Here is a 24264-nt window from a genome sequence, read left to right as displayed (position 1 = left end):
AATTACTACCCTTGTTGCTATATTTTCAACCCAGAACAGAAACTGAAAAAATCACCACGAATTATTATACAACAATTTTAGGAAAAAAATAAAATGCAAAATTAGTGAACAATGCCAAGGATATAAGACTGTTGCCCATGGGAAAAAGGTTGGAAAACGCTGATTCGGATTCCAATCAGCGTTTAACGTCACCCTTCAATTGTTAACGAGGACAAGCTTGCCGGCATTGGCGCAGCCATTTTCCGCTGTTATCCTGTTTCGGCCATCCTGCTTGGATTCAAGCAGCAGCTGGTCGGCAAGAATATACCCTTTTTCGAGGGGGACCTGTGCTGAAATTTTATAAAAATAGAGCCCGAAAGACGATGTATAGGAGATAGGAACCGTCTTTGAATGGAATTCGACTTCAACAATGCTGTTTTCTACCCCTCGCAGTATCCTTTCGACCAAATCGACACATTGAGAGTAATTCCTGTTTCTAAGGAACAGTGTGAATTCTTCGCCGCCGCTCCGGAATAGGCTGTCGTTAACATTCAGATAGCTTTTCAGCTGTTTGGCAAAATGCCGGATGACCTGGTCGCCGACGGAGTGGTTGTAATTATCGTTGATACTCTTGAACTTGTCGATATCGGCGACGACAATGCCGATAAACTCCTCAGTCTGGCTCAGTTCCGTCATCTTCTTGTCCATATAGGCCCTGTTATTGATGCCTGTCAGATAGTCTGTATACGCCATCTGCTCAAATTTGTCCCGCTCATATTTATCCTGTATGCTTTGGGATTTTGAGTAGAAGGATAGGCTGACAAGGTAATTCAATAAGAACAGGGCAAGGAGCGTTGCCCATTCAGCGTCATGGATGAAAAGAAGCAATAGCCCATTCGTTAACGCTGTCTTCCCCATATCGGTCAGGCTCCTGCTTTTATAAAAATCATAAGCATCCCCGAAGGTTTTTACATCACCGAGCATAAAGAATATGGTAATCAGAAAGGTATCTATCAAAAATGAAGTAACAAATACGAGTAAAAACAACAATATCCAAAAGCCAAATGGCAGTGGCTCAAAAATTGGAATCAACAGATAATACAAATAGTAGGCAGCGGAATAGGCAAGCGAAAATGATCCTATGTTATAGAACGTATCCCAAAATTCTTCCGGATCTGCTGTCTTTGTCCGTTTCCGATTCACATAAACTGTAAACCGGTATATTGTTTCAAAGATGAACAGCCCAAGCGGCCCGGCAAAAATTCCAAATGACAGGCTGTAGCTGATTCCATAGTCAACTGTCGTATTGCCGGTTTTTTTGACAACACGCAAACGATGGTAAAGGGTCGAAAAAGCCCAAAACAAAAACAATGCTTTCATATACAGATCTACTTGAACATCCAGGCTCCGCGTATGCACGGCTATCGCCAGTGCGGAAAAAAACAATAGAAAATCAAATATTCTTGTTCTCCACATTGAAATTGCTGCCCCTTCCCAATCCTATACCAATAATAATACTTTAAAGTTGTTATCGTTTGCAGGTTTATTTTTAGAGTAATCAGAAATATTTTCACTATATGGTAATATTTTCAATGCCGTTGATGAATATGTCAATGAGAAGATTAGAAGAAGGCAGACTATCCATTAAAAATGATAAAGTTCAATATATAACAATAATACTAGCCAAAAGAAAGCGGGCAAAGAAATGAAACCATTCACTGAAAGAACGATTGAGATAATCCGTGCCATTCCACCTGGAAAAGTAATGACTTATGGACAAATCGCCAGGCTTGCGGGGAGTCCAAGGGCTGCGAGGCAGGTTGTCCGGATTCTCCATTCGATGAGCGGAAAATACAGCCTTCCATGGCATCGGGTTGTAAACGCTCGGGGCGAGATTGCCATCCAGGATGAAGAGACGCGTTTTCAGCAAATTATTCTGCTTGAATCGGAAGGGATCGAAGTAGCCGGAAACAAGGTCAATCTGGAATCTAACGGCCATCAGCCCGAACCAATCGATGGCTTTTGGGAACCGTGACAAAGGCATTTGTTAAATTTTGAAAATAAAAAGATTGCCACGTGTATGGCAGACGTGATACGATGAATGGGCAAATATGTGCAAACGCTTTCTCGAAATAGAAAAGGGAGGGATAGTGCAGCTAAACATTGGTATTTCGCTTGACAGCGCTTTTTTTTTAACGCTTTAGTGCAAACGATTTCACAAAAGGTGCACTGGTACCTGCCGTTTCGGCTTTTGGGGCGGCCATTTTGAAATGTTGTGTAAAAAATCTATTTTCGCGTGCTTAACACTTAATTAACGGGGGTTCGTTATGAAACAGAAAAAGCTTTTTTCAAGCCTATTGGCAATTTTCCTTTTGTTCAGCCTTGTCCTCGCGGGATGTTCCTCTTCATCTAGCAGTTCCAAGGATAGTGATTCGAAAAAGAAAGACGTTTCAATTGATATTTTCCAGTTTAAAGTAGAGTTTAAAGACCAGTTTGAAGCGGTTGCGAAAAAATATGAAAAAGAAAACAAAGGCGTAAAAATTAATATCACGACAGTCGGCGGCGGTGAAGACTATGGTGCCGCGCTTAGGTCCAAGTTCGCATCAGGCAAGGAGCCTGCGATTTACAATGTCGGCGGCCCTCAGGATGTTGAAGACTGGAAATCCAAGCTTGCCGACCTATCAGACACAAAAGCCGCCGAAGCAGCACTTGAGGGAACCCTTGATGGCGTAACAGTGGACGGCAAAGTAATGGGTCTTCCATACAACCAGGAAGGCTATGGATTAATCTATAACAAAGCCATCTTCGAAAAGGCCGGCATCAATCCTGATGATATCAAGAGCTTTGCCGCACTTGAAGAAGCCGTGAAAACGCTTGACAGCAAAAAGAAAGAGCTTGGGCTTCAGGCAGTATTCGCCCTTCCTGCAAAGGAAACATGGGTTACAGGCCTTCATTTGTCCAATGCATTCCTGGCAGGTGAGTTTGACGGCAACGTATTGAAGGCTTTTGAAGCAAAGAATGTTGATTTTACGTATGGCGACAGCTTTAAAAAGGTCCTTGACCTTCAAAATGAGTATTCTGCCCAACCAGTCGTTAGCCTTGACTATTCCAAACAGGTTGAAGAATTGTTCTCGCTCCAAAAGGTTGCGTTGATCCAGCAGGGTAACTGGGTATACGGCTCAATTGCAGGCATCGACCAGGAATTCGCCGATAACGGCATCGGCCTCCTGCCAATCCCGGTTGAAGGCTACAAGGAAGACTCCATTCCAGTCGGCATTCCGATGTACTGGGGCGTAAATAGCAACAAGGATGAAGCGACCATTAAAGAAGCGAAGAAATTCCTTGACTGGCTCTACACTTCCGATGAAGGAAAAGAAACAGTCCTGAACGATTTTAAATTCATTCCTGCCTATAGCGGCTATGATTCTTCTAAAATCTCAGATCCGCTTGCCAAGGATATCTATAAGTATGCAGAGGAAGGCAAGACGATTGGCTGGACCTTCATGGGCTACCCAACAGGCTGGGGACAGGATACACTTGGTATCGAAATCCAGAAATATGTCAGTGGCAAGGCCAACTGGGACGATGTTGTGAAAACGTCCAAAGAAGCATGGGAAAAAGCACGGAATAAATAAGGTTCGCAATCCGGCGAATAAAACAATATACGTACCACGGCCATGAGACAAAGGGTCTGATTCAATAAGGCAAACACCTTATGGGTCAGCCCCTTTGTTGCTGGTGGCCATTCGTTTCCATGATTTATGAATTTGAAAACAATGCGGCTGGTCCATTCGGCGCCGTTTTTAAATAAAGTGAAGCTTCCATTGCTATTATTTGGCGAAAATATACTATGAACGAAGCGAATGATGTGGAGGGTTATGCATGCTGCGCACGAAGGATTTATCATACTGGCTTTTTCTTGCTCCAGTCCTATTGGCGTTGTCGATGGTCGTTATTTTGCCTCTTGGCCTTGGAATCTATTATTCTTTCACAAATTGGAACGGTATTGAAACAGGCGGTTTCATTGGTTTTGAAAATTATATCAATGTATTCAGTGATAAAAAGTTCATGGCCGCCCTCTGGTTTACTGTCAAGTTTTCGGTCGTGTCGATTATCCTGATTAACCTGATCGGTTTGTCGCTTGCCCTTATCGTTACCTCCAGGATCAAGTCCAGCAATTTTCTCAGAACTATCTTCTTTATGCCAAACCTGATTGGCGGACTTATTCTTGGTTTCATATGGCAGTTTATTTTCATGAAAGTGTTTGATGGGATTGGCAGCCTGATGGGGGTTGAGAGCCTGCAAGGGTGGCTGTCTACTACCGAAACGGGTTTCTGGGGGCTCGTTATCCTGATGAGCTGGCAGATGTCAGGCTATATTATGGTCATCTACATTGCCTATTTGGAAGGCGTGCCGCATGAACTTCTTGAAGCCGCAGAGATTGATGGCGCGAGCCCGTTCCAGCGACTTCGCTATATCGTTTTCCCGCTTGTTGCGCCGGCCTTCACGGTTAGTGTGTTCCTAACCCTATCCAACACGTTCAAACTATATGACCAGAATCTTTCACTTACCGCGGGCGGACCGTACAATTCAACCCAGATGGTTGCGATGGAAATTTTTAAAACGGCGTTTGTTGAATTGAATATGTCCTATGCGCAAGCCAAGGCGGTTATCTTTTTCATGATCGTGGCAATAATCTCGTTGACACAGGTTTACATTAATAAGAAAAGGGAGGTTGAGTTGTAATGAAGCGCACAAAAAAGCTGCCAATTGAAATCCTTGGGCTCTTTCTTGGGCTACTATGGCTATCACCCTTTTACCTGATGATTGTCAATTCTTTTAAAACAAAGAGGGAAATCTTCTCCGATACTTTGAAGCTCCCTGAACTATTCAGTTTTGAAAACTACAGTGTTGCCTTTACACAGCTCGACTTCCTGAAGACATTCATGAACTCTCTTATTATTACGGTTGCGAGTGTTGCCATCATCATTGTGTTTTCATCTATGGCGGCATACGCCCTTTCGCGGAATAAAAGCAAGATCAGCACCGCGATTTTCTTTATATTTGTGGCAGCTATGCTCATTCCGTTTCAATCCGTTATGATTCCGCTCGTTACAATTTTCGGGAAGATGGATATGCTGAACCGGAGCGGCCTTGTGTTTATGTATCTCGGTTTCGGTGCGAGCCTGTCGATTTTCCTTTACCATGGAACATTGAATTCAATTCCGAAATCACTCGATGAAGCGGCCACGATTGACGGGGCGAATAAGTTCCAGATTTTCTGGTACATTATTTTCCCGATGCTGAAGCCGATTACGGTAACAGTCGGCATCCTGAATACGATTTGGATTTGGAATGATTATCTCCTTCCGTCGCTTGTCATTAACCAGGAAGGCATGGAAACGATCCCGCTGAAAATGTTCTTCTTTTTCGGCGAATACACGAAGCAGTGGCATCTTGCCCTTGCCGGCCTGACGATTGGGATCATTCCGGTCATCATTGCGTATTTCTTTGCGCAAAAGCAAATCATAAAAGGGATTTCGGAAGGTGCCGTCAAGTAAAAGCAGCCAGGACACTAACGGAATAGAGAAAAGATAATAGTTGCATTTGTATACCGGGAGGAAGCAGGATGGTTACGATAAAAGAGGTTGCAAAAGAAGCAAATGTGGCGCCTTCCACCGTATCAAGGGTCATTGCCAACAGTCCCCGGATCAGTGAAAAGACGAAGCAGCGTGTGAAGGAAGTAATGGAGCGGCTTGGCTATTACCCAAATCTCCAGGCAAGGAGCCTTGCTGCCAAAAGCACGAGGACCATCGGGGTGATTATGCCCGCCTCTGCGGAAAAAGCCTTTCAAAACCCCTTCTTCCCGGAGGTGTTAAGAGGCATCAGCAAGCATGCCCATGCCGCAAAGTATGGAATTTACCTGTCCACAGGATCCACGCAGGCTGAAATCCACGAAGAGGTTGTTTCAATGGTAATGGGCCGGCGGGTAGATGGGATTATCCTGCTTTATTCCAGGATAAAGGATCGGACGATGGAATATCTTCGTGAAAGCGGATTTCCTTTTACAGTCGTGGGGAGGCCATACAAAAACAATCATGCGATTACGTATGTCGACAACGACAATGTCGGGATAACGAAACAGATGACCGAATACTTGATCAGCCTCGGCCATACAAAAATCGCCTTTGTGGGAGGGAACCCCGACTTCGTAGTGACAATCGACCGGCAAAAAGGGTACCGGGAAGCTTTGGCGGAGGCTGGGATTCCTTATATGGAGCACTATACATTCACAAATGAAATGGTAGCCGGGAACGGGAAGGACGCGGTGAAGGCCCTGTTGGAACTTGAAAGCCGCCCGACCGCGGTCGTCACTCTCGATGACCTGCTTGCACATGAAATGATCGGCAGCCTTGAATCATACAATATCAGGGTGCCGGCCGACATTTCGATCGCAAGCTTCAATAATCTTTCCCTTTCAGAGCATTCAAGCCCACCGTTGACGTCAATTGATATTGGCACGATTCGCCTGGGCTATCAGGCTACGCAATATTTAATAGAAAAGATTGAAAACCCCGAAATGGAGCCGAAGGGGGTTATCATTCCGGCCAAACTCATTGAACGGAAATCGTGCGCACCGGTGATTTGAAAAAGATAAACAGCTACGAAACGAAACCCGTAATGATGACGGGTTTCGTTTTTTATGTGGTAAAAAAACACTTGAAAGTAAATAAATAGATTATTATAGTAATGAGAGCTTTGTTAACCATCTAAAAGATTAACTGCTTAAATTTTGGAGGAGGGGAAAGAATGGGCTTGGAAATTCGTAATCTAACGAAATGCTACGGCGAGAATGTGGCTGTAAACAATATTTCCGTCAAGCTACCCAAAGGCCAGGTTCTTGGCCTGCTTGGCAGAAATGGGGCTGGAAAGACAACCACGATTAAAATGATGCTTGGGCTGGTTCGTCCTGACAGGGGCGAAATTCTCTGGGAAGGGCGTCCGTTTCGCAGAGAGGAGCTGTCAATCGGCTATCTTCCAGAGGAGAGGGGGCTCTACCCGAAGACAAAAATTGCTGAACAGCTCCGCTACTTTGGCCAGCTCGAGGGAATGAGCCGGAAGCTTGCAAATGAGCGAATCGATTATTGGCTGGAAAAGTTCGAAATTACCGAGTATAAGAACAAACTCGCAAGTGAGCTGTCAAAAGGGAACCAGCAAAAAATCCAGGTTATCGCAACGCTGCTTCATGATCCGGAAATTATCATCCTCGATGAGCCGTTCAGCGGCCTCGACCCTGTCAACGCCACTATGCTTGGCAATGTCATAGAAGAGCTTGTCGAACATGAGAAAACGATTATCCTTTCAAGCCACCGGATGGAATCAATCGAAATGTTCTGCGAAAACGTCTGCATGATGAAAAAAGGAAACATTGTCGTTTCCGGAAAGCTTCAAACGGTGAAGGATGAGTACGGATACAAGAATTTACGGATTACGTCCCCAGGCCCGCTTGAGCCGGTTTTCAGGCAATTACATATGCCGTTTGAACAAAATGGCCATGTTTATAATGCGAAGGTACATAACGAAAAGGAAGGGATGGAAATACTGAAAGCGGCCGAGGCTGTAGGCGTCCCTCTCCAGAACTTTTCCCTGCTTGAACCGACGCTCCATCAAATTTTCGTCGAAAGGGTGGGCTAAATGGAAAAATTTCTGGCAGTGTTGCGATTTCATTTAAAAGAAGGCTTATCCGGGAAGGGTTTTATCATTACCGCCACTGTATTATTCGCCGCCATCTTTGGCTATTTCGGTTTCACGCATTACTTTGGAAAAGATGAAAAAATGACCGTTTACGTCAGCAACCAGTCCAACGGTTATTCTTTTGACACCAGCGGGGCTAAGGCGGATTTTGCCGATGTGAAAGAAATCGGGATTGATAAGGTTGAAGGGTACAAGAAGAAGGTGAAGGATGGAAATGCCGATGCTTTAATCATTATTTCGGGAGGCGGCGATGCCCCTAAAGTGGACTATTATTTCCGCCGCATGGCCGATTACCAGGTCCTTGGGCTAATTAATTCCATCGTGCAGCCGCAGTACCTTAACACAGTCATTTCGGAGAATAAGCTCGACCCCGCAGTTGCAGGCGCGTTGCTGACGCCCGTGAAGGTTGATGAAATCGCTCTGAAGAAAACAGAGTCGCTCGGCCTCGTTTATTTCTTCCTGTTTCTCATGTATATGTTCATCATCATGTTCGGCAATACGGTTTCGTTGAGCATTGCCGGTGAGAAGACATCAAGGGTCATGGAAATCATGATAACGAAGGTAACCCCCATCACAATGATGTACGCGAAAATCATTGCAGCGATGGTGTCGGGCCTGCTTCAAATCGGCATGGTTGCTCTTGCTTACGGGACTGCGAAGCTGCTTGGGTGGACATCGGGTGAACTGGAGATTTTCGGAATGCCCCTTGATCTGTCCGTACTGAATCCAAAAATCTTTTTATTCCTGAGCCTGTTCTTTGTTCTTGGCTATTTCGTGTATGCCCTGCTGTTTGCCTCAATAACATCGGTTATCAGCAGAATGGAGGACATCGGCTCAATCATTTTTCCAGTCTCAATTTTGCTTATGGGAGCCTTCCTGCTTGGAATGAAAACCATGCTCGATCCAAACGCTACAATTGTCCTGGTTAGTTCCTACATCCCGTTTTTCTCGCCAATGGTTGTTTTCTCACGGATAGTCCTCGGGGAAGCTGGCGTGATGGAGATTTGCCTTTCAATTGCAGTATTGCTTGCAGCGATTGTCCTGTTAAGCTATGTGGCAAATCGGATTTATGCAAAAGGAGTCATGCGGTACAGCGGAAAAACAAATCTTGCCGATATTGTTAAAATGGCCAAAAACGCCGAGATGTAAGAAGTGTGTTGGAGATGCATGCTATGGTAAAAATACGTGAGGCAGGGGATGCGTCCCCTGCCTCATTATGCCCTATTGAACTTATGCCTTTTCCTCGAACAGCCTGGCAATACCAACAATGACTTCTACTGCCTTCAGCATATTGTCGACAGAAATAAACTCGTATTTTCCATGGAAGTTTTCGCCGCCGGTAAAAATATTCGGCGTCGGGAGTCCCATATAGGATAGCTGCGAGCCGTCCGTTCCGCCCCTGATCGGTTTGATGATCGGCGTAATCCCGAGGCTTGTCATCGCTTCATGGGCAATATCGACAATTTCCATCACCGGTTCGATTTTTTCACGCATATTGTAGTACTGGTCATTCAGGTCAAGCTGAATGGCATCTTCCCCGTGGACTTTCCTCAGCCTATCGGCAATTTCCAGCATCTTTGCTTTCCTTGCCTCGAAGCTGGTACGGTCAAAATCCCTGATAATATAGTAAACCTTTGTTTCTTCGACATCCCCGTTAAACGAAATCAGATGGTAAAAGCCTTCATAGCCTTCCGTAAATTCCGGTGCTTCTTCAGCAGGCAGCATACTGTGGAATTCCATTGCAATCTTAGCGGAGTTGACCATCTTTCCCTTTGCGGTTCCAGGGTGGATGTTCGATCCCTTAAAGGTCAATTTTGCGGAAGCGGCATTAAAGCTTTCATATTCAAGCTCGCCAATAGGGCCGCCGTCAACTGTATAGGCGTATTTTGCCTGGAATGCGCCAACGTCAAATTTATGCGGGCCTCTACCGATTTCTTCATCCGGAGTAAAAGCAACCCTGATTTTTCCGTGTTTGATGTCCGGATTCTTAATAAGGAAGTCCATAGCGGTCATGATTTCCGCGATACCAGCTTTATTGTCGGCTCCGAGCAGTGTTGTCCCGTCCGTTGTAATCAACGTGTGCCCATTGTAATTGGAAAGCTGCGGAAAATCGCTTGTTTTCATGACAACATTCAAGCTTTCGTTCAAGACAATGTCTTTCCCATCATAGTTCTCGACGATTTGCGGGTTAACGCCCTTTCCGGTAAAATCGGTCGCGGTATCAAGATGGGCGAGATAACCGATAGTCGGAACTTCCTTGTCCGTATTGGCCGGCAGGGTTGCCATGACATACCCGTTTTCATCCATCGTTACTTCTTCCATCCCAATCTTATTCAGTTCGTTGACGAGCATCCGGGCGAGATCCAGCTGGCCGGTGGTGGACGGGCAGGATGTGCTTGATTCATCCGATTGGGTATTTACCCGGGCATAGGAAATAAAACGTTCGATAATTTCAGATTTCAAAATGGATCAACTCCTAATTATGTAATGAAAAACATTTCCATTGTAATGCCATTATAATACAAAACACGGAAATGAAAGGTATACGAGGATAAATTAATGGACGTTTGTCGAAAAAAGAGGATAAGTAAAACCTAAAAAGCTATGGCAAAAAACTTTTAAAGTACTAGACGGAAGTAGTGGAATCATGTACAATGTTTTCAGAATATTGCTTTTATTATGAATTAGTAGTATTTTCAGATTCCGAAGTAGTTAAGGTTAAAAAAGAGAAGGGGGAACTAAAATGAGGAAAAGGAAGTTGGCAGGCATTTTTCTATCGCTTTCTTTGGTTGCCGGGGCTTTGGCAGGCTGCGGCGGCACAAAGGAAAGCAGCGGATCGAGCAGTAAGGGGAAGGACGGCGAAACAATTAAGATCGGGGTAAACCTGGAGCTTTCGGGCGGCGTGGCTTCCTATGGGCAATCGATTGCAGAAGGGCTTGAGCTGGCAGTTAAAGAAATCAACAAAGAAGGCATTGATGGCAAGAAAATCAAGCTTGTAAAATTCGATAATAAGTCAGATGCCTCAGAAGCGACGGGAGGAGCGGTTAAACTAATCAGCCAGGACAAGGTTGCCGCAATTGTCGGCGCGGCGACAAGCGGAAATACACTTGCGCAAGTCCAATTGGCAGAGGATAACAAAGTTCCGATTATTACACCTACCGGAACCAATCCGGATGTAACAAGCAAAGGCGGCAAGCTGAACGCCTATGCATTCAGGACATGCTTTATCGACCCGTTCCAGGGAACTGTTGCGGCAAATTTTGCTGCTGATAAGCTTCAATCCAAAAAAGCTGTTGTCTATATCGATACCGCGAGCGACTATTCGAAAGGCCTGGCTGCCGCCTTTAAGGATGCCTTTAAAGCGAAAGGCGGAGAAGTGCTTGAAGACGCTGCCTACCTGGCCAAGGATACCGATTTCAGGGCAACATTGACACGTATTAAATCACAAAACCCTGACTTCATTTTCCTGCCTGGCTACTATGAGGAGGTTGGCCTGATCGTCAAGCAGGCTCGTGAAATAGGCCTGAATGTGCCAATTATGGGCGGGGACGGCTGGGATTCGCCAAAGCTGGTTGAGTTGGCCGGTGCGGATGCCTTAAATAACACGTTCATTACAAACCATTACTCATCAGCGGATCCCGATGCAAAGATCCAGGAATTTGTGGATGCTTTCAAGGGCGCAAACAAAGGAAAATCACCGGATGCCTTCGCGGCTCTGGGCTATGACACAGGCTATTTCCTGGCAGATGCAATTAAGCGCGCCGGCAGCGCCGACTCGGAAAAAATCCAAAAGGCGCTTGAAGAAACAAAAGACCTTCAGCTTGTATCGGGTACACTTACCCTGGACGAAAACCATAATCCTGTAAAATCTGCAGCCATCCTGAAATATGAGAATGGCCAGCAGGCTTTCGAAACGAAGGTTAATCCATAAACGAATTTAAAAGCTGAATAGGGGGCATTGTCCCCCTATTTTGGGTTAAGGGGCTTTTTTCATAAAAGAAGGCCGGAAAATGGTAAAGGGAGGAAACCCGATAAGGAACACCAAAAACAGTACCTTTCAAGGGGAGTATAATTATGGAATTTGTACAGCAGTTGATAAACGGAATATCACTCGGGAGCATATATGCCCTGATTGCCCTTGGCTATACAATGGTATATGGAATTGTAAAACTGATTAATTTTGCCCATGGCGATGTGTTTATGGTCGGGGCTTTTGTCGGCTTTTACTCGATTACAGTACTTGAACTATCTTTTTTTCCGGCACTCATTCTTACAATGGCCGTTTGTTCCTTATTCGGCGTATTGATTGAGAGGATTGCCTACAAGCCTCTCCGGAACGCGACAAGGATTGCGGCATTGATTACGGCGATTGGCGTATCCCTCCTTATTGAATACAGTGTCATTTATGTACGGGGAGCACAGCCGGAAGCCTATCCGTCAGATGTTCTTCCTAAAGAAACGATTAATCTTTTTGGGGCGAACGTCAGCAGCCAATCTCTCTTTATCCTCGGGATTTCGGTTGCCCTGATGATCATCCTTCAGTTCATTGTCCATAAAACAAAAATCGGCAAAGCGATGCGAGCCGTATCCCATGATGCCGATGCAGCAAGGCTGATGGGCATTAATGTAAACAATACGATTTCAGCAACGTTTGCGATTGGCTCGGCCCTGGCTGGTGCGGCAGGGGKAATTTTCGGGATTTATTATACAAAAATCGAGCCGCTGATGGGCATTATTCCAGGCCTTAAAGCGTTCGTCGCGGCGGTTCTGGGAGGAATTGGCATTATCCCGGGAGCAATGGTGGGAGGGCTTCTGCTCGGGGTGATAGAGGCATTGGTCAGTGCCCTTGGCTACTCCCTCTGGCGTGATGGGGTGGCGTTCATCGTCCTTATCCTGATTCTCATTTTCCTCCCATCCGGACTGTTCGGAAAAAATGTGAGAGAGAAAGTATAGGAGGGAGCAAGATGAAATACGTTAAGCGCGGAAAAGGCTTCTGGCTCTCAATTGTACTGGCATTAGTCGCTTTTTCAGTAATCCAGGCGATGATTACCGGAGGAATTTTAAATATATTCCATATTAATACTTTAATAACAATCGGTATCAACATCATGCTTGCAGCAAGCCTTCACCTGATCATCGGGATTACCGGCCAATTCTCAATCGGCCATGCTGGTTTTCTGGCGGTCGGTGCCTATTCATCGGCAGTCATGACAATGATGTTCGAGTTGCCGTTCGCCGTTGCAATTATTGTGGGCGGGCTTGCGGCAGCCGTTGCCGGGCTGATCATTGGAATCCCGAGCCTTCGCCTAAAAGGGGACTATCTCGCGATTGCGACACTCGGATTCGGTGAGATTGTCAGAATCGCCCTCTTAAACTTCGACTATGTTGGCGGGGCGAGGGGCATGCAGGTTACGCATATAAGTACATGGGGATGGACATTCGCCTGCGTTCTCATTACGCTAATTGTCATTGTCAATTTCACGAAATCCACCCATGGCAGGGCATGCATTTCAATCCGGGAAGATGAAACGGCTGCAGATGCAATGGGCATTAATACAACATACTACAAGGTTGTCGCCTTCGCGATTGGCGCGTTTTTCGCGGGAGTTGCAGGCGCGATTTTTGCCCATAACTTTTACATCATCCAGCCGTCCAACTTCGGTTTCCTGAAATCGTTCGATATTTTAATCATCGTTGTTCTTGGAGGCCTGGGCAGCTTATCGGGAGCGGTTATCGCCGCAATCCTGCTGACGATTATTTCGACATTCCTGCAGGCCTATCCGGAAACGAGGATGATTTTTTACAGTATCATTCTCATTTTAACGATGCTTTACCGTCCGCAAGGGCTATTGGGCACAAGGGAAATTACTTCATTCTTTAAAAAATCAAAAAAGGCGGGAGGGGACCATGATGGCACAGGGCACTCCGTTGCTTAAGGTGGAAAATGCCGGAATCCGCTTTGGCGGCCTAAAAGCGGTATGGGATGTCAATCTGGAACTGTTCCAAGGAGAACTGGTAGGCCTGATTGGTCCAAACGGTGCAGGGAAGACAACCTTTTTCAATTTGCTGACCGGCGTTTACGTTCCTACTGAAGGTGAGATAAGGCTCGATGGCGACAGCCTGAAAAAGCTTCCTCCTTATCGAATAACAAGAAAAGGCGTCAGCCGGACGTTCCAGAATATCCGCCTTTTTGGTGAGCTATCTGTTATCGACAACGTAAAAGTCGCTTACCATTCATTGGCGAAGCATGGGATACCAAGCTCGATTTTCCGCCTCCCCAAATTTTTTGAAGGCGAGCGGGAAATGGATGAAAAGGCAATTGAGTTCCTTAAAATTTTCGGGCTGGATCGATTCAGGGATGAAAAAGCGAAAAACCTGCCTTATGGCCAGCAGCGGAGGCTTGAAATTGCCCGAGCTCTCGCGGCTAACCCGAAACTGCTGCTACTCGATGAACCGGCAGCTGGGATGAATCCACAGGAAACGAAGGAGCTTATGAGCCTGATTTCGTTCATTAGGGAACGTTTCCACCTGACAGTACTTCTAATTGAGCACGACATGGGACTTGTGATGGGGGTCTGTGAACGGATATACGTCCTTGACCATGGACAGCTGATTGCGCAAGGAACACCTGAAGAAATCAGGAATAATCCAAAGGTAATCGAGGCGTATTTGGGCGAGGAGGTTTCGTAATGCTGAGAGTGGATGGAATTAATGTATACTACGGAAATATTCACGCATTGAAGGATGTATCCCTTGAAATAAATGAAGGAGAGATTGTTACGCTAATTGGGGCGAACGGTGCCGGAAAAAGCACCTTGTTGAAAACTATCTCGGGGCTCTTGAAGCCAAAGCAGGGCAAAATCGATTTTAAAGGAGGAAATATTGCGGGTAAGGCTGCCCAGACAATTGTAAAACAGGGTATTTCCCATGTCCCCGAGGGGCGCCGTGTTTTTTCCAATATGACCGTGGAAGAAAACCTGGAGCTTGGCGCGTTTCTCCGCAAGGACAAAGCGGGCATCAAGGAGGATTTCGGAAAAGTATACGATCTCTTCCCGCGGCTGTTGGAGCGGAAAAAACAGCAGGCAGGGACATTGTCCGGGGGCGAACAACAAATGCTCGCCATGGGGCGTGCCCTAATGGCGAGGCCGCGGCTCCTTCTTCTGGATGAGCCGTCGATGGGCCTTGCACCGCTTCTTGTAAAAACAATCTTTAGAATTATTACCGAGATTAACGAAGCTGGCACAACCATTCTCCTTGTCGAACAAAATGCCCATATGGCGCTGTCAATCGCCAACCGGGCCTATGTGATCGAAACCGGCCGGGTTGTCCTTTCGGGAACCGCCGCGGAGCTAAATGAAAGCGAACAAATAAAAATGGCGTATCTTGGAGGGCATTAATATCTCAATTAAAGTTCTTAAGGGTTAATAAAACTGCAATCATCTATAGATTTGCGTGCGCCAATTGTAATTGTTCGTCAATTGAAGTCGCAGTCCAAAACCATCCGTCCTAATTTGGGCGGGTGGTTTTTTGGCGTTTTTAGGCGAACTTTGTTTCCTGGGAAATATTTTTTAAAAAAGATGGTGATAAGTGTCTTGACACCTRTTAAAATAAAAACCAGGCCAACTGAAAAGTGTGGAAGATGGGTAATATAAAAATTGATGTCAAATGCAGGGGGAAATAATGAAAAAACTAAAAACAATTTCAGAGAAAAAGCTGTTGGGAATCGCGGGGCTTGGCTGGATGTTTGACGCGATGGATGTTGGGATGCTTTCGTTCATCATCGCCGCGCTTAAAATTGATTGGGGCCTGACGCCAAAAGAGATGGGCTGGATTGGCAGCATCAACTCAATTGGGATGGCTGTAGGGGCATTATTATTCGGCCTTATGGCTGACAAGGTTGGCCGGAAAAACGTCTTTATTATTACACTCTTATTATTTTCAGTCGGCAGTGGGCTATCAGCCTTGACGACTTCACTGGCCATTTTTCTTATCCTGCGTTTTCTGATTGGGATGGGCCTTGGCGGTGAACTACCGGTAGCATCAACTCTTGTTGCCGAGAGTGTTCCGGCGGAGAAGCGTGGACGGGTTGTTGTATTGCTTGAAAGCTTTTGGGCATTTGGCTGGCTGATTGCAGCGCTCATTTCATATTTTATCATTCCGAAATTCGGATGGCAGACAGCACTTATCCTCGGAGCCCTCCCGGCGCTTTATGCCATTTACCTAAGGATAAACCTACCGGATTCGCCCCGTTACGTGTCTCTTCAGGAAAAGAAGAAACCATCGGTGCTTGAAGGGGTGAAAACGCTGTGGTCGGGAAAATACCTCCGCCCGACTGTCATGCTTTGGATTCTATGGTTCTGTGTCGTTTTTTCGTATTACGGAATGTTTTTATGGCTTCCATCTGTCATGATCATGAAGGGCTTCAGCATGATCAAAAGCTTCCAGTATGTATTGATTATGACCTTGGCACAGCTTCCGGGTTATTTCACAGCCGCTTATTTTATCGAAAAAATTGGCCGGAAATTCGTCCTTGTCGTCTATCTGGCGGGAACAGCGGCAAGTGCGTATTTCTTTGGCACAACCGACACACTCTGGGTTCTCCTTACAGCTGGCGCATTCCTATCGTTCTTCAACCTCGGAGCATGGGGAGCGCTCTACGCGTACTCACCTGAACAATATCCAACAACGGTCAGGGGTACAGGTACAGGAATGGCCGCTTCGTTTGGCAGGGTAGGGGGTATTCTGGGACCGCTATTGGTTCCGTATCTTTCCGCGCAAGGGTACTCAATTCATGCGATATTCACAATTTTCACCGTGTCCATTTTAATAGGTGCGGCAGCCGTATTCTTCCTCGGACGCGAAACGAAGAACCTCGAACTTAATTAAATGTGCTCTACTTGGAGAAAGGCGCCTCGAATGTGGGCGCCATTTTCGTTGTCTGGGCATTAGGGAAAACTGGTTAAAACTCGGGTTGTCACAGAAAACCTGGATGAGTGACAACCAAAGACCAAAATCCAGTTAAGTTCCCACGCAAAGCCCAGGCGAACCTCCCATCCCAATAAAAACCCCATTGGACGAGCGGCATGCCGCTCCAATGGGGGTTGTTTCTGCTGAAAATTAATACACAATTAAACCAATTACCAAACAGATCAGACTCTTATTTCAACCCCGTCGTACTGAGGAATTCGCGGGTTCTTTCTTCTTGCGGGTTGCTGAAAAATTCATCGGGGTGGCCTTTTTCAATGATGACACCGGCGTCCATATAGACCATCCAATCGGCGACTTCACGTGCAAAGCCCATCTCGTGGGTAACGACAACCATCGTCATGCCATCCTCCGCAAGCTCCTTCATCGTTTGGAGCACCTCACCGACTAGTTCCGGGTCAAGGGCCGATGTCGGTTCATCGAACAGCATGATTTCCGGTTTCATGGCAAGGGCGCGGGCGATGGCGACGCGCTGTTTTTGCCCGCCTGAAAGCTTGCTCGGATACACATCTGCCTTGTCTTCGAGCCCGACCTTGCGGAGAAGTTCGAGCGCATCGTTTGCCGCTTCCTCCTTCGAAATTTTTTTCACATGGACTGGGGCTTCGATTATATTTTCAAGCACAGTCATATGCGGGAAAAGATTGAAGTGCTGGAACACCATGCCGACATGCTGGCGGACTTCATTGATATCATGGGTTTCGGGCAGAACTTCCCGGCCATTCAGGATGATTTTTCCGTTGTCCTTTTTTTCAAGGAAATTAAGGCAGCGGAGCAGGGTGCTTTTCCCGGAACCGCTCGCGCCGACAAGGCAAACAACTTCATTTTCATAGACGGATAGATTAACATCTTTTAACACATGCAAATCCCCGAACGATTTATTTAAATTTTCAACTCTTATCATTTCACGTGTTTCCATTCGTAATTCCTCCTATCGGTCGCTGACGGCCAGCCTCTTTTCAAAACGGTTGACGATAAATGTGAGCAGGGCTACGAGGATCAGGTAGTAGACTGCAACAATGAGTAAGTACGTCATTTCGTCGAAGTTGTTTGATCCGAGTGTAGTTGCCACGTTGAACAGCTCGTTCATTGAAATGAAGGCGGCGAGTGATGAGTCCTTAAGACCGATAATAAATTGGTTGCCAAGTGGCGGAAGGGCCCGGCGGAATGCCTGAGGCAAAATAATTCGCCGCATTGTAAGCCATTTGCCCATCCCTAGTGAACGGCCCGCTTCCATTTGGCCGTTGTCGACAGCCTGGATTGAACCGCGGAATATTTCAGCAATGTACGCGCCATTGTGAAAGGCAAGCGCCAAGGAGGCAGCCCAGAAATCCGGCAATAGGAAGATGCCGCTAATGCCGAAATACAAAATGAAAATCTGGACAATGAGCGGTGTTCCGCGGACAAGATATACATAGGCGTCGGAAATAAAGCCGAGTACTTTTACCCTGGAAATTTTTAAAAGGGCAAAAAACAGGCCAATGACAATCCCAACCAAAACCGATACAACGGTAAGCTTTAAGGTTAAAAACATCGCGTCCATGAACAGGCCGCTGCTATTAATCAATGTTTTGAAAAAGTGCGAAAAACTAGGCAAAGTGGAATCTTCCTTTCTTACTGGTTTCTATTCGATGGGGTAAAAGGCAAAGCCATAAACGGCTGGCTATTCCGGTTTTTTAGTAATGTCTTCACCAAAAAACTTTATCGAGATTTTGCTTAGAGTCCCGTCTTTCCTGAGCGCTTCAAGTGCGTCGTTGACCCTTTTCAAAAGGGCGGGATTGTCCTGGGGGAGGACGATTGCCTGCTCACTGCGCTCGATAAGCTGGCGGCCCTCTATGTCGAATCCTTCCTTTTTAGCGCTTTTCCCGGTAACAAAGTCAGTGATGACCGCATCGTGCCTTCCTATGCTCAAGGCCTTCAGGGCGGTAATGTCGCTATCGTACATTTTGAGATTGGATGTATATTTGCTGGCTGTATCGGCATATGTAGACCCTTTTGCCACCGCAACTTCCTTCCCTTTCAAATCCTCGGCCGTTTTAATGCCGCTATCGGGGCGGACAAAGATTTGTGGTCCCGAATAATAATAGGGAGTGGAAAAGGAGACATGTTTACTTCTCTGGGGGTTGATGGTGTGTGAAGCGACAGCGGCGTCTGCCCGGCCGGTTTTAACACCTTCAACAATTCCTTTGAATTTCATCCTTTTTGGGACAGGCTTAAGTCCCATTTCCTTAGCGACAGCTTTTCCAACCTCCACATCAAACCCGGTCATTTCCAGGTCATCTGTCATATAACTGAAAGGCTTGAATTCACCTGAAGCGGCAAAAGCAAACTCCCCTTTGCGGATAAGTTCGCTTCCATCGTCAAGTTTGTGCTTCTGGGCACAGCCTGATAAAAGCAAGATAGTAATCAAGCAAAAGGCAAATATTTTCCATTTATTCATGCTAACGGTAAAACCCCTTTCTCCAAAAGTGTTAGGGATATTTACCCCTATGCCAGTATAGTAATCCTGTTTTCTGAAAAAAGAGTTTCCCCAAATATTGGCGAACAGGGGGGAATAGGGCAAATTCGCGCATAAAAAAAGAGCCCATTTTCGGGCTCGATAAGCTATGAATCTAGTTTTACCTGATGGCGTACTTTAGGATAAAATTGCTTGCGCAGCTTGATTGCATACTCCTCATAAAGCTGTTCAAGGCCTACTGTGGCCAGGGAGAAGAAATTTGCATAATTCTTTTGGACTTCCCATTTCAGTTCATTGCTGCCGCAAATGCTGTGCTTGTTCAATTCTTCGATTTCCTTTTTGATATGTGCAAGTTCTTGTTCGTACTCTTTTTCCGGAAGAGTCAGCAAATGGTCGATCCTTTCAATGTAGTGGACCGATTTCTCTATTTTATTTTCAATATCATGATAGCCTTCTTGGTCAATCAGATTGTATTTCAGCTTGAATTCATTCAGTAGCCTTGCGGATTCATAGGTTGCATTCACAATATTATCACGGGTCATATCTGATGTTTCATAGCTTAGCATATGTTTCCACGAAGGCTGGGTAATCGCCTTGCGGTGGTCCTCAAGCGTATGGCAGAGCTTTTTGTAGCCATAGCGTTCCGGATTTTCAAAAGCGGCGCTCGCCGGGTCAAGGAACGGTGCCAGCGGGGCCACGAAATAGAAAAGGCGCGGATCCTTGCCGCATGCAAGATGGATCGTTTCGGCAAAATCAATGTTTTCAAGAGCGCTCTGGGTGGTCTGGCCGGGAATTCCGACCATAAAGAAGAGGTCAATCTTCTTGCAGCCGTGCTTCAAGGCAAATTGAAGCGTGTTAATCACCTTTTCGTTGGAACAATTGAATTTACCGTTAAGAAGCCGCAGCTTTTCATCATGCGTTTCAAGTGTCAATTCAATGCTGTATTTGGGAACAGCTTCATTTATTTTTTTAAAAAAGCTTTCATCCCCATATTGGAACAATTCAAATACAAGTTCGTTTTTCAAATTTATGCCTTTCAGGAGGCGGAAAAATTCGTCCATATACTTCTTGCCGCCCTGGCGGATATCGTGAAGGATGAAAATAGGAGCCCTGCTGAAGCGCTGGATGAACTGGATATCCTCAATCAATTTTGCCGGCGACCTTAAGGCGAGTGACTTCCGGTTGCAGTTTTGCTCATAGCCTTCCTTTGAACCGCCGCAAATGAGGCAATTCTGGGTACAGCCCCTTGCTGTCAGAATGGCTGTATTGGGATATTGAAGCCAGCCGTTATAGGGAAGGGGATCCAAGAAATTTTTATATTTGAAAACAGACCGGATTGTGTAGCGGTAGCCAGGGACATCGAATTCATCAAGATCCTTCGGCACATAGGAGAGCGGATTGAAACCGGTTTCCTTTCCCTTTTTCCACGTCAGGTTCGGAATGTCCTCGTAGTGGGTATTTCCAAACTCAAGCTTGTTCATAAGCATGAGCATCAATTTCTCGGTCGAATCGCCGCGCATGACAAAATCGATAAACGGATAGTCTATTAATTCCTTATGATAATAAGTGGAAGACAGGCCGCCGAATATGATTGACGTGTCTGGATGCAGCCTTTTAACGATTTTTGCGAGTTCAATGCTGCCGTGGGCATGGGGTAACCAATGAAGGTCGATTCCAAAGGCGCGAGCCTCAATTTTCACCAGTTTTTTCTCGACATCGAAGTCCGGATCCATCAGCATCCTGTTGGCAATATTGATAATCCTTACCTTTAGGCCGTACCTTTCAAGATAATCAGCAATGCTCGTAAGGCCAATCGGATACATCTCAAAAACCGGCGAGGACGGGACAACGTCGCTGATTGGACCGGCAAGAAGGGAATTCTTCCGGAAATCATAAACGCTCGGGGCATGCAGGAGAACTAAATCATATTTCATTTCGTCACCCTCTGTAAAAGTAGTTAGCTCCCACTGTTGTTATATGATGGATAGGCATGGCCAACCACCAATGGAAGTGAGAGATTTATCTATTATTTAAGTTGGACATTGAAGATAAGGTAATGTGAATTTATTCACAAATAGTTATTGCGGGAAAAATATGAATTGTACACCTTAAGTGTAGTATAAAAAGAATACACAAACTTTCCCATAGATTGACAAAAACGTGACAAAGCAGGGTTTAAATCCATTAAATTTTTGACAAATGACAGCCGTTATTAATTTTACTACTAAAGTAGTACATGAAATATTGCTTTTGCTGAATAGGAAGCTTGAGGAGAATTTGCGATAATGGCAGTAAACAAACCCGAATCGGTTTGTCCCAGCATCGGCCAGTGGCATGCCATTTGGCCGGTTTGGGTTTTACGGCCTTTTTCATTATGAAAGAGGCTTTTTTATTGTACATATATAACAAATCACATAAAGTATAATTAACAGAAAATTTAGAACGGGAAGGAAGGGGAACAGGGCGCATGGGAGCAAAGGAGTATCTCAAAAGAAAAGAAAAGATATCCCGTTATTCCATGATGGGGATATCCGGAGTTGGGGGACTAGTTCTCCTTAATGCCCTGTTGGGAATAGAGGAACCGAATGAGCCGCTGATTTTCTTCCTTCTCGTTGTGTTCCTGGCCATCATTGAGTTATACCCGATGCCGGTATGGCGGGGGTTTACAACGATTGCATTCCCAATCGTATATGCCATTTATGTCATGCAGGGAATCGACTATGCCATTTTAGCCTATGCATTTGCCGTCTTCATGACCAATCTGTGGAAAAGAAGGCCGCTTAGAATCGTCTGTTTTAACCCGGCACAGCTGGTCATCAGTCTGTATGGGGCATATAGGTTTGCCGAATGGGCGGAAGCAGCCGCGGGGCTGGACGCAAAGCCGGCTGTTATTGGCGGTCTCCTCTATATCACTTTTTTCATTGTCCCCTTTTACCTGATTAATAATTTTTTGGTTGACTTCATCCTCGTTGTCAGGCCGCAGCCTTATACACGGAAAATGTGGAAGCAAAAAACGCTCCAGGAACTGAACAGCCTTGCCATATCCTATATATACCTTGTTCTTTTTATCGTACTGGGCAATCAGAACAGGGGCGAAATCGATGTAATTACCTTTTTCTTCTTTTTCGCTCCGCTTGTCGGGCTTGCGCTGCTTAGCTCAATCATCGTGAGGTTAAGGAAGGAAAAGTCGAAACTGAAGGCGCTCTTCAGCATTTCATCGGAATTGAACAAAAAGATTGCGTCAAACGACTGGCTTGGTTTCCTCGGTGAAAATCTTCCCGCCTTCATTGATGTGGACGCGTGCATTCTTTGGACAAAAGAAGATGGGCAATGGGTCCAGAAGTTCCACTCCGGGCTTATAAACGACGATGCCGAATTTGGGAACGACCAGCTTTCCGGATTGGATACCGTCAGGCAACTTGTCATCTACCACAATTCCCGGCGCCAGTCCGGCCCGGCGGCAGCCTTTTTCCATGAAGAAATCCGTTCCAAAATGTATGCGCCTTTGATGCTTGATGAAGAGCTTGTCGGTTTGTTCATTTTTGGGAGGAGCAGGACAAAAAGCTTTACCGAAGATGACATTCAATCGGCCGTCACTCTGGCCAATCAACTCGCAGTCCTCATTAAAACAAAATGGCTTTTCGCCGAGGATGAAAAGAGGCTCATCCTCGAGGAGCGGAACCGGATTGCCCGGGATATCCACGATGGTGTGGCGCAGACGCTCGCCGGCGCGGTCCTCAATCTTGAAACGGCCGAGCGGAAATTTTTGAAGGCACCGGAGGACTCGTTAAAACTGGTACAAGAAAGCACTGACAAACTCCGTAAGAGCCTGCGTGAAGTCAGGGAGTCGATTTACGCACTCCGCCCATATCCGACTGAAAGGGTCGGGTTGATGACAGCTATCCAATCCAGGATCCATGCTGTAAGGAAGGAACATAGTGTCGAGATTGACCTTACAAAGAGAGGGACTGAATTCGAACTAAGTTCAATGACGGAAAAGGTCATATTCGATATTTTCCAGGAAAGCGTCCAAAACGCGCTTAAGCATGCACAAGCGACCAGGATCGAAGTGATGCTGAGCTATCAGCGCGAGAATGTTTTTTTGAAAATAAAAGACAATGGTATCGGATTTTCGTTGTTCCAGGCGATGATCAAAGCAAGGAATGAACCCCACTTCGGCATTTTGCATATGAATGAGGCGGCGGAAAAGATTCAGGCCTCCCTCCAGGTGGACAGCAAGGAAGGAGCCGGGACGGAAATTACGCTGACAGTGCCAAGGATGGGAATAGAAGGGGGAGTAATGGATGATCAAGCTTATGCTCGTCGATGACCATGCGGTGCTTCGCGACGGCCTGAAGAATATTCTTGACCTCGAGCCCGACATCAAGGTAGTCGGCGAGGCGGTTTCGGGCAAGGATGCACTGGCGAAGGTGCCGGAAATTATGCCGGACGTTATTTTAATGGATATCAATATACCTGATAAAAATGGAATTGAAGTGACCGGCTTGATTAAGAAGGACTATCCTTCAATCAAAATCCTGATTCTGACGATGTTTGACCACGATGAATATTTTATGTCGGCGATCCGTGAAGGGGCTGATGGCTACCTGCTGAAGGATGCGCCTTCCCAGCATGTCGTGGAAGCAATAAGATCCGTAGCCCGCGGGCAATCCGTCATCGCGCCATCGATGACGAAGAAGTTTCTGAGTTTTACCCAGCAGCCGCCGGAACAGCCGAAGGAAAAGAAGGACGATATGCTGACCGAGCGGGAAAAGGAAGTCCTTCTCTGCCTTGTCCAGGGAATGAACAACAAGGAGATCGCCCAGGCGCTGTTCATCAGCGACAAAACAGTCAAGATTCATGTAAGCAAAATCTTTAAAAAGCTGGACGTGAAAAGCCGTTCGCAGGTCGTTATCTACGCGGTGCAAAACCAGCTCGTACCACTGCCTTAAAACCGAGAGCCGGGCTTCGATCTGAAGCTTCGGCTTGTTTTTTTGGAAAAGCAAGCTCGGTAATACTTTTGGCTTATGAAAAATTAGTACCTTTGCGTCCGCTAAATACAGCCTGTGGAGAATAGGACCCTAACATAA

General features: G+C 46.0%; 21 protein-coding genes. 15 read left to right on the top strand and 6 right to left on the bottom strand.

All coding sequences use genetic code 11. From position 1 onward, the window contains the following. Positions 1-195: 195 nt before the first annotated feature. Positions 196-1455 carry a GGDEF domain-containing protein gene (locus ADU24_RS21085; RefSeq protein WP_053368488.1) on the bottom strand — a complete coding sequence of 420 codons (1260 nt, stop codon included), beginning with the start codon at positions 1453-1455 and terminating at the stop codon, positions 196-198. 229 nt (positions 1456-1684) lie between these two features. On the opposite strand from ADU24_RS21085, the gene ADU24_RS21080 reads away from it, so the two are divergent. The 7 genes from ADU24_RS21080 (at position 1685) to ADU24_RS21050 (ending at position 8883) form a co-directional block, all read left to right on the top strand. Further along, positions 1685-2014 (top strand): MGMT family protein, encoded by a 330-nt coding sequence (locus tag ADU24_RS21080; RefSeq protein ID WP_053368487.1) that lies wholly within the window; start codon positions 1685-1687, stop codon positions 2012-2014. A 292-nt stretch (positions 2015-2306) separates the two neighbouring features. Continuing rightward, positions 2307-3614 carry an ABC transporter substrate-binding protein gene (locus tag ADU24_RS21075; RefSeq protein WP_053368486.1) on the top strand — a complete coding sequence of 436 codons (1308 nt, stop codon included), beginning with the start codon at positions 2307-2309 and terminating at the stop codon, positions 3612-3614. A 250-nt stretch (positions 3615-3864) separates the two neighbouring features. Continuing rightward, the gene (locus ADU24_RS21070; protein WP_082307078.1) at positions 3865-4725 is read left to right on the top strand and encodes a carbohydrate ABC transporter permease; all 861 of its coding nucleotides are present in this window, start codon (positions 3865-3867) and stop codon (positions 4723-4725) included. Beyond that, positions 4725-5540, top strand: a complete 816-nt coding sequence (locus ADU24_RS21065; RefSeq protein ID WP_053368484.1) for a carbohydrate ABC transporter permease — start codon at positions 4725-4727, stop codon at positions 5538-5540. The genes ADU24_RS21070 and ADU24_RS21065 overlap by 1 nt, the downstream gene beginning before the upstream one ends. A gap of 68 nt (positions 5541-5608) precedes the next feature. After that, positions 5609-6628, top strand: a complete 1020-nt coding sequence (locus tag ADU24_RS21060; RefSeq protein ID WP_053368483.1) for a LacI family DNA-binding transcriptional regulator — start codon at positions 5609-5611, stop codon at positions 6626-6628. A 161-nt stretch (positions 6629-6789) separates the two neighbouring features. Further along, complete coding sequence (locus ADU24_RS21055; RefSeq protein WP_053368482.1) at positions 6790-7674, top strand: ABC transporter ATP-binding protein; 885 nt, start codon at positions 6790-6792, stop codon at positions 7672-7674. Next, positions 7675-8883, top strand: a complete 1209-nt coding sequence (locus ADU24_RS21050) for an ABC transporter permease (protein WP_053368481.1) — start codon at positions 7675-7677, stop codon at positions 8881-8883. Positions 8884-8964: 81 nt separating this feature from the next. On the opposite strand, the gene pepT is transcribed toward ADU24_RS21050, so the two are convergent. Continuing rightward, the gene (gene pepT, locus ADU24_RS21045; protein WP_053368480.1) at positions 8965-10197 is read right to left on the bottom strand and encodes a peptidase T; all 1233 of its coding nucleotides are present in this window, start codon (positions 10195-10197) and stop codon (positions 8965-8967) included. A 280-nt stretch (positions 10198-10477) separates the two neighbouring features. On the opposite strand from pepT, the gene ADU24_RS21040 reads away from it, so the two are divergent. The 6 genes from ADU24_RS21040 (at position 10478) to ADU24_RS21015 (ending at position 16620) form a co-directional block, all read left to right on the top strand. After that, entirely contained in the window at positions 10478-11665 is a 1188-nt protein-coding gene (locus ADU24_RS21040) for an ABC transporter substrate-binding protein (protein WP_053368479.1), read from the top strand. Between the two features lie 143 nt (positions 11666-11808). Next, complete coding sequence (locus ADU24_RS21035; RefSeq protein WP_053368478.1) at positions 11809-12687, top strand: branched-chain amino acid ABC transporter permease; 879 nt, start codon at positions 11809-11811, stop codon at positions 12685-12687. Between the two features lie 11 nt (positions 12688-12698). After that, positions 12699-13670: a branched-chain amino acid ABC transporter permease gene (locus ADU24_RS21030; protein ID WP_053368477.1), complete on the top strand. Its 972-nt coding sequence runs from the start codon at positions 12699-12701 to the stop codon at positions 13668-13670. Next, positions 13645-14424: an ABC transporter ATP-binding protein gene (locus tag ADU24_RS21025; RefSeq protein WP_053368476.1), complete on the top strand. Its 780-nt coding sequence runs from the start codon at positions 13645-13647 to the stop codon at positions 14422-14424. Before ADU24_RS21030 ends, ADU24_RS21025 begins: the two co-directional genes overlap by 26 nt. Next, the gene (locus ADU24_RS21020) at positions 14424-15131 is read left to right on the top strand and encodes an ABC transporter ATP-binding protein (RefSeq protein WP_053368475.1); all 708 of its coding nucleotides are present in this window, start codon (positions 14424-14426) and stop codon (positions 15129-15131) included. The genes ADU24_RS21025 and ADU24_RS21020 overlap by 1 nt, the downstream gene beginning before the upstream one ends. 283 nt (positions 15132-15414) lie before the next feature. Next, complete coding sequence (locus ADU24_RS21015; protein WP_053368474.1) at positions 15415-16620, top strand: MFS transporter; 1206 nt, start codon at positions 15415-15417, stop codon at positions 16618-16620. A 271-nt stretch (positions 16621-16891) separates the two neighbouring features. On the opposite strand, the gene ADU24_RS21010 is transcribed toward ADU24_RS21015, so the two are convergent. The 4 genes from ADU24_RS21010 to ADU24_RS20995 all read right to left on the bottom strand — a co-directional run bounded on the left by ADU24_RS21010 (position 16892) and on the right by ADU24_RS20995 (position 21108). Continuing rightward, a complete protein-coding gene (locus ADU24_RS21010) occupies positions 16892-17635 on the bottom strand; it encodes an amino acid ABC transporter ATP-binding protein (protein WP_053368473.1) in 744 nt (247 codons plus the stop codon). A 12-nt stretch (positions 17636-17647) separates the two neighbouring features. Then, complete coding sequence (locus ADU24_RS21005) at positions 17648-18313, bottom strand: amino acid ABC transporter permease (RefSeq protein WP_053368472.1); 666 nt, start codon at positions 18311-18313, stop codon at positions 17648-17650. A 66-nt stretch (positions 18314-18379) separates the two neighbouring features. Beyond that, the gene (locus tag ADU24_RS21000) at positions 18380-19156 is read right to left on the bottom strand and encodes a transporter substrate-binding domain-containing protein (RefSeq protein ID WP_053368471.1); all 777 of its coding nucleotides are present in this window, start codon (positions 19154-19156) and stop codon (positions 18380-18382) included. A gap of 164 nt (positions 19157-19320) precedes the next feature. Continuing rightward, positions 19321-21108 (bottom strand): TIGR04190 family B12-binding domain/radical SAM domain protein, encoded by a 1788-nt coding sequence (locus tag ADU24_RS20995; protein ID WP_053368470.1) that lies wholly within the window; start codon positions 21106-21108, stop codon positions 19321-19323. Positions 21109-21641: 533 nt separating this feature from the next. On the opposite strand from ADU24_RS20995, the gene ADU24_RS20990 reads away from it, so the two are divergent. Together ADU24_RS20990 and ADU24_RS20985 are read left to right on the top strand one after the other, a co-directional pair. Beyond that, on the top strand, positions 21642-23504 hold the full coding sequence (locus ADU24_RS20990; RefSeq protein WP_053368469.1) for a GAF domain-containing sensor histidine kinase: 1863 nt from the start codon (positions 21642-21644) through the stop codon (positions 23502-23504). Further along, positions 23479-24126, top strand: a complete 648-nt coding sequence (locus tag ADU24_RS20985) for a response regulator (RefSeq protein WP_053368468.1) — start codon at positions 23479-23481, stop codon at positions 24124-24126. Before ADU24_RS20990 ends, ADU24_RS20985 begins: the two co-directional genes overlap by 26 nt. The last annotated feature ends 138 nt before the right edge of the window (positions 24127-24264 follow it).

The organism is Bacillus sp. FJAT-27245, from assembly GCF_001273955.1.
In the GTDB taxonomy this organism is placed as follows: domain Bacteria; phylum Bacillota; class Bacilli; order Bacillales; family Cytobacillaceae; genus Bacillus_D.
The sequence above is the reverse complement of the archived record's forward strand: the minus strand, read 5'-3'. Positions and strand labels throughout refer to the sequence as shown.

Bases quoted from the DNA above. Each gene is read 5' to 3' on its own strand.
- ADU24_RS21015 (WP_053368474.1), top strand. From the start codon at position 15,415: ATGAAAAAACTAAAAACAATTTCAGAGAAAAAGCTGTTGGGAATCGCG.
- ADU24_RS21060 (WP_053368483.1), top strand. From the start codon at position 5,609: ATGGTTACGATAAAAGAGGTTGCAAAAGAAGCAAATGTGGCGCCTTCC.
- ADU24_RS21010 (WP_053368473.1), bottom strand. From the start codon at position 17,635: ATGGAAACACGTGAAATGATAAGAGTTGAAAATTTAAATAAATCGTTC.
- ADU24_RS21025 (WP_053368476.1), top strand. From the start codon at position 13,645: ATGGCACAGGGCACTCCGTTGCTTAAGGTGGAAAATGCCGGAATCCGC.
- ADU24_RS21040 (WP_053368479.1), top strand. From the start codon at position 10,478: ATGAGGAAAAGGAAGTTGGCAGGCATTTTTCTATCGCTTTCTTTGGTT.
- ADU24_RS21065 (WP_053368484.1), top strand. From the start codon at position 4,725: ATGAAGCGCACAAAAAAGCTGCCAATTGAAATCCTTGGGCTCTTTCTT.
- ADU24_RS21020 (WP_053368475.1), top strand. From the start codon at position 14,424: ATGCTGAGAGTGGATGGAATTAATGTATACTACGGAAATATTCACGCA.
- ADU24_RS21085 (WP_053368488.1), bottom strand. From the start codon at position 1,455: ATGTGGAGAACAAGAATATTTGATTTTCTATTGTTTTTTTCCGCACTG.
- ADU24_RS21000 (WP_053368471.1), bottom strand. From the start codon at position 19,156: ATGAATAAATGGAAAATATTTGCCTTTTGCTTGATTACTATCTTGCTT.
- ADU24_RS21055 (WP_053368482.1), top strand. From the start codon at position 6,790: ATGGGCTTGGAAATTCGTAATCTAACGAAATGCTACGGCGAGAATGTG.
- ADU24_RS21080 (WP_053368487.1), top strand. From the start codon at position 1,685: ATGAAACCATTCACTGAAAGAACGATTGAGATAATCCGTGCCATTCCA.
- ADU24_RS20995 (WP_053368470.1), bottom strand. From the start codon at position 21,108: ATGAAATATGATTTAGTTCTCCTGCATGCCCCGAGCGTTTATGATTTC.
- ADU24_RS20985 (WP_053368468.1), top strand. From the start codon at position 23,479: ATGATCAAGCTTATGCTCGTCGATGACCATGCGGTGCTTCGCGACGGC.
- ADU24_RS21075 (WP_053368486.1), top strand. From the start codon at position 2,307: ATGAAACAGAAAAAGCTTTTTTCAAGCCTATTGGCAATTTTCCTTTTG.
- ADU24_RS21030 (WP_053368477.1), top strand. From the start codon at position 12,699: ATGAAATACGTTAAGCGCGGAAAAGGCTTCTGGCTCTCAATTGTACTG.
- ADU24_RS20990 (WP_053368469.1), top strand. From the start codon at position 21,642: ATGGGAGCAAAGGAGTATCTCAAAAGAAAAGAAAAGATATCCCGTTAT.
- ADU24_RS21050 (WP_053368481.1), top strand. From the start codon at position 7,675: ATGGAAAAATTTCTGGCAGTGTTGCGATTTCATTTAAAAGAAGGCTTA.